This window comes from Marinoscillum sp. MHG1-6, from assembly GCF_024714475.1.
Lineage (GTDB): Bacteria > Bacteroidota > Bacteroidia > Cytophagales > Cyclobacteriaceae > JAMZMI01.
In genome coordinates this window covers 1-4,080 of record NZ_JAMZMI010000016.1, presented here as the reverse complement: position 1 = coordinate 4,080, position 4,080 = coordinate 1, and the positions used below count along the sequence as shown (strand labels likewise).

General features: G+C 41.3%; 5 protein-coding genes. All 5 read left to right on the top strand.

Going from position 1 to position 4,080, the window contains the following annotated elements; genetic code table 11:
* Positions 1-142: 142 nt before the first annotated feature.
* The gene (locus tag NXR94_RS17035) at positions 143-745 is read left to right on the top strand and encodes a hypothetical protein (RefSeq protein ID WP_258105885.1); all 603 of its coding nucleotides are present in this window, start codon (positions 143-145) and stop codon (positions 743-745) included.
* A 393-nt stretch (positions 746-1,138) separates the two neighbouring features.
* Positions 1,139-1,531, top strand: coding sequence for a hypothetical protein (locus NXR94_RS17030; RefSeq protein ID WP_258105884.1), 393 nt, complete (start codon positions 1,139-1,141; stop codon positions 1,529-1,531).
* Between the two features lie 260 nt (positions 1,532-1,791).
* Positions 1,792-2,238, top strand: a complete 447-nt coding sequence (locus NXR94_RS17025) for a hypothetical protein (protein WP_258105883.1) — start codon at positions 1,792-1,794, stop codon at positions 2,236-2,238.
* Between the two features lie 247 nt (positions 2,239-2,485).
* On the top strand, positions 2,486-2,935 hold the full coding sequence (locus NXR94_RS17020; protein ID WP_258105882.1) for a hypothetical protein: 450 nt from the start codon (positions 2,486-2,488) through the stop codon (positions 2,933-2,935).
* Between the two features lie 245 nt (positions 2,936-3,180).
* A complete protein-coding gene (locus NXR94_RS17015; protein WP_258105881.1) occupies positions 3,181-3,759 on the top strand; it encodes a hypothetical protein in 579 nt (192 codons plus the stop codon).
* Positions 3,760-4,080: the final 321 nt, after the last annotated feature.

Genomic DNA, 4,080 nt, shown 5'->3' with positions numbered 1-4,080 from the left:
GCAGGTACCAAATCGACCAATAGGTCTCAAATCCTGGTTAGCGCTTGGTTCAAAACCTGCCTTTCCTATCTTTAAGTTATTAAATTCAGTTTCTTGGAATATTTATAGGAAGGGAAGCTAAAGGTTAGGCACAAATATTCCCATGATCAAGTTTTTGAGATTCACAGCCATCTTCCTGACTTTTTGGAGCTGTTCATCGACATCTGGTGAACTTTCCAACTATTTCGAGTCAACTCAAATCACAGAACTTAACCAACTAACTGAGTTTGTTGTCAATGAACTAACAGCCGATTGTGAAGGCAACCGAACTGACTGCTTAAAATCATACTTTGATCAATTCAAGAATTCTGGATATGACTTTGAACTTGGAATTTCCAAATCAAAGCAAGCTGAACTTCTTAACTCTTTGTCTGAGTCAACTTACGATAACATTTGGTCAACTTGTAGAGGAACACGATCCTTTTCTAGGGATAGTGTCGTGAATATTTTATCTATCTGCCCTAACATGAAAGGTGGATTTACGAACTTCTTAACTAGCTATTGCGCAAAGACCGACAGATTAACTTCCTATGGAGATGCATTTGAACAAGCAGGTTCTTATTCACCAGCTATGAACGCTCAACTTATTAAGAATCCTGACTCGTTTAACTTCAACTCTGAAGCTGAACTTCTGCTGATTTCTGTTCACCTGATAACTCTGAACAACGAAGACAAAATCGTAGAATCTGTACCTAACAAACGATGATGGCGCATGGCCTTAATTAGCCTTGTGCCAAGTGTCTGCAAAACATCCCACTTATCTGCCGCCATGAAATTGAAGAGCATTCTACTTTCTTCTGTCGGTAGGAGTTTTTTATCTGGATTAGCGCAGTGCCAGTCTGATACTTTGAATGCACCGGCAGATAAGCTACTTTTATCGGTATTAAAAAAGCTCGGAGGCCACAGCGCCATATCTGGGCGTTAGTAGCAATTCCTCATATTGCATATGATTGATGAACTTGATATTGAGGCAACTCTGAGAACTAGAAAATTAGTCGAACCCAAACGCAAATTTTGGGATGTTATAACCTTCGCAATGCTCTCCCTTCTACCAATAATCTTATTCACCCTTGTAAATACTCATCAATTTCAACAAGAGATGACTTTTTGGCGAATACTATGGATCATCTACTTGAACGGAATTGTCGGATTACTAGTTTACCTTCTAATAAAAGGGTATCAGAACGTTAAAGTTCTTGACAAGATCGGTGAATTTGAGAATTTGGAGAACGCCAAATCCAAAGCCTTCAACATCATTTCCGAACTTGGTTGGCAATTGAGAATCAATCAAGAAAACTATTTAAGAGCTTGGGCCTGGAACAATCTTGGACAATCTCAGATGGTAACTCTAGTTTTCACACAGACGAACGAACTCCTGATCAATAGCCTTAGTGACGACTCTGGCGCATTTCAACGTCTCAGATTTGGGTTTTCATACGGATCGAACAGAGAGAATGTAGAGGAATTTTCAACAAAGTGGAACGCAGAATAAAAAGCTACTAACAGGCGATGATGGCGCATGGCCTTACTTAGCAGTCTACCAAGAGTCTGCTAAACATCCCGCTTATCTGCCGCCAAGGAAGTGAAGTGCTTTCTACTTTCTTTCGCTAGCGGGAGTTTTTCATCTTCATGGCGCACTGCGTATCTGATGCTTTGAATGCACCGGCAGATAAGCTACTTTTATTGCAATTAATTAAGCTCGGAGGCCACAGCGCCATATCTGGGCGTTAGCTATCAGGTAGCCAGAGCAAAATGAGACGGTACTTTTCAGACAGTAGAAAAATCAGACATTCGAACGGACGAACGAACTTGATCGGTGTAATTACTCTTGCTGCCATCTTAATTGGAATTTTACTCTACTTCACCAACGAGCGGCAAAACGAACAGGTGCTTCAATCCTATTGTGGTGACTTTGGTTTCTACGGAAAGTCACTTGTGTTGATGAAGGATAGTACCTTCCGATTTAGTTATCATGGTTGTAGTCAAGCGAACGGATTTGTAGCTGGAAATTGGAGCGTAAACGGTCAACTTATGAGTTTTTCACCGGAACAACCGGACGAACACCTGGACACTGAATATCAACTACGCAACTTCGAACTAATACCTGTTAACGAACCCGAAGAGAACAAATTCACCCTCTGCGAACAATATCAAGATCCCTGGGAACGTGCAACTGTGAATGAAAATCCCGATAGCTAACATGGTGTATGGGCGCATGTGCGAACGTGCTTCTAGCCGGCTTTCGTGCAACTCGACCACTAAACTGCCGCTGGGAAACTGAGGTGCTTTCTATCTGGTGCAGAGCGCAGGATCTTTTATATTTCTGTGAGCAGTACGAATCTGGCATTTGTATCACTCCGGCAGTTTAGCTATTTTGCTGCCACTAGCTAGTGGGGCGCACACAGCGCCATACACAGGCGTTAGATGTAATTAGAGCAACGTAGAATTGAACTTACCAACCTTCATAAAAATCACACGACATCCTTACGAAGAACCCTATCATGTCAACTTGGTGATTCAGGCTTGTAATGGTGAACATGCAGGAAGTCTGGAAATTTATGATAACGCTAAACAGCTAAAATCCATAGGAGAAGCACTACAAGGATTTCCTTTTGATCCAAGAAACTTCAAATGGGAACTCGGATCTGAAAAGCCTGAAGATCGTTTTGCCTTTTACTTTCTATTTGAGCTTTTTCTAAACTCACCTAACGGATCAGAAGCCGGAATTCATTTTAGAATGAACAACAACGAGGAACATCCAAACTCTGCAATAACAGATTTTTATCTGATTTGTGAACCAGCAGCAATTAACAACCTGGGTAAACTTTTTGAAAGATTTTCGGAACTTGAAACTACCGAACTTTTTTGGGACGGTTCGACTGGACAAATCGCATAAAATACATCTAACAAACTGTATGAAGGCATGTGCTTAAGTGCTTTCTACAAACTGCATCAAGACTCGACCGTGAGTCTGCCGCCGAAGAAGTTTTGTGCTGTTTGGAAACTTCTGCTTGCGGGAGTTTTTCATCTTTCTGTACGCACTGCTTTCTACAAACTTTGGAAGCACCGGCAGACTTCACTATATTGGTGCTGTCCACAAAGTGAGAGCACACGCCTCATACATGGGCGTTAGGCTCAATTATGCGAATTTCAAAGTTCATCATCATTATAACAATCCTTGCCCTTTCCTGCTCGAAATATGAGGAACTGAACCAACAAATATTCGATGAACAGAAAAGTCATATTGAGAACTCTCGTTACAAGGATGCTGGTCGGGGATATGACCACATTAAGGCTCAACTTGATTTCAGGAAGAACAAACTACCAGAACTGTTGAACATCAACCTATCCGAACTGAAAAGAATGGATACGGTTTATCTCATGGAAGACTACAATCATATCTGTTTTAACTGTCCAAGCGACTTAATGCAGATATTAGTCAACAACCAAATAGTTGAAATAAAGACTTACAACTCCATACTTGAAATTGATACCGTGAACATCAACTTAGATTCAGTGAAATATCAACTACAATTTCCTGAACTCCTAGAAATTCGTAGAACTGACATTAGCGGCCAAGATTGGTCAAATAACTCACTACAGCTTGGAGCGGATGGATGCTTTGACGGGAATCATACTTTCGTAACTGCCATATATCCGAACGGACAAATAAAAACAGTGTACGCAAGGTGCTGGATACCTGATTTTCAGAGGAACTAAAATAAGAGCCTAACAGACGCTGATCGGGCATATGTCTTGGTGCATTCTGGCTGGTTTCAGTGCAACTCGACCGTGATATCTGCCGCTGAGAATCGGCAGTGCTTTTCACTTACTTCTGCTCGCAAGATTTTAAGACTTTCAGAGTGCAGTGCCATTTGGAACCGTTGTGAGCTTCGGCAGATTTCACTACTTTAGTGCTATTCACTAGCTGCGGACATACGCCCGATAGCTGGTCGATATCTATGATAAAATCAAGCCATTTCAACTTTTTTTAGTGCAATTCTATCCTGATATGGTGTCCCTCTCTTAACTACCGCTACT

Coding starts and splice junctions, on each gene's coding strand:
- NXR94_RS17025 (WP_258105883.1), top strand. CDS start 1,792: ATGAGACGGTACTTTTCAGACAGTAGAAAAATCAGACATTCGAACGGA.
- NXR94_RS17015 (WP_258105881.1), top strand. CDS start 3,181: ATGCGAATTTCAAAGTTCATCATCATTATAACAATCCTTGCCCTTTCC.
- NXR94_RS17035 (WP_258105885.1), top strand. CDS start 143: ATGATCAAGTTTTTGAGATTCACAGCCATCTTCCTGACTTTTTGGAGC.
- NXR94_RS17030 (WP_258105884.1), top strand. CDS start 1,139: ATGACTTTTTGGCGAATACTATGGATCATCTACTTGAACGGAATTGTC.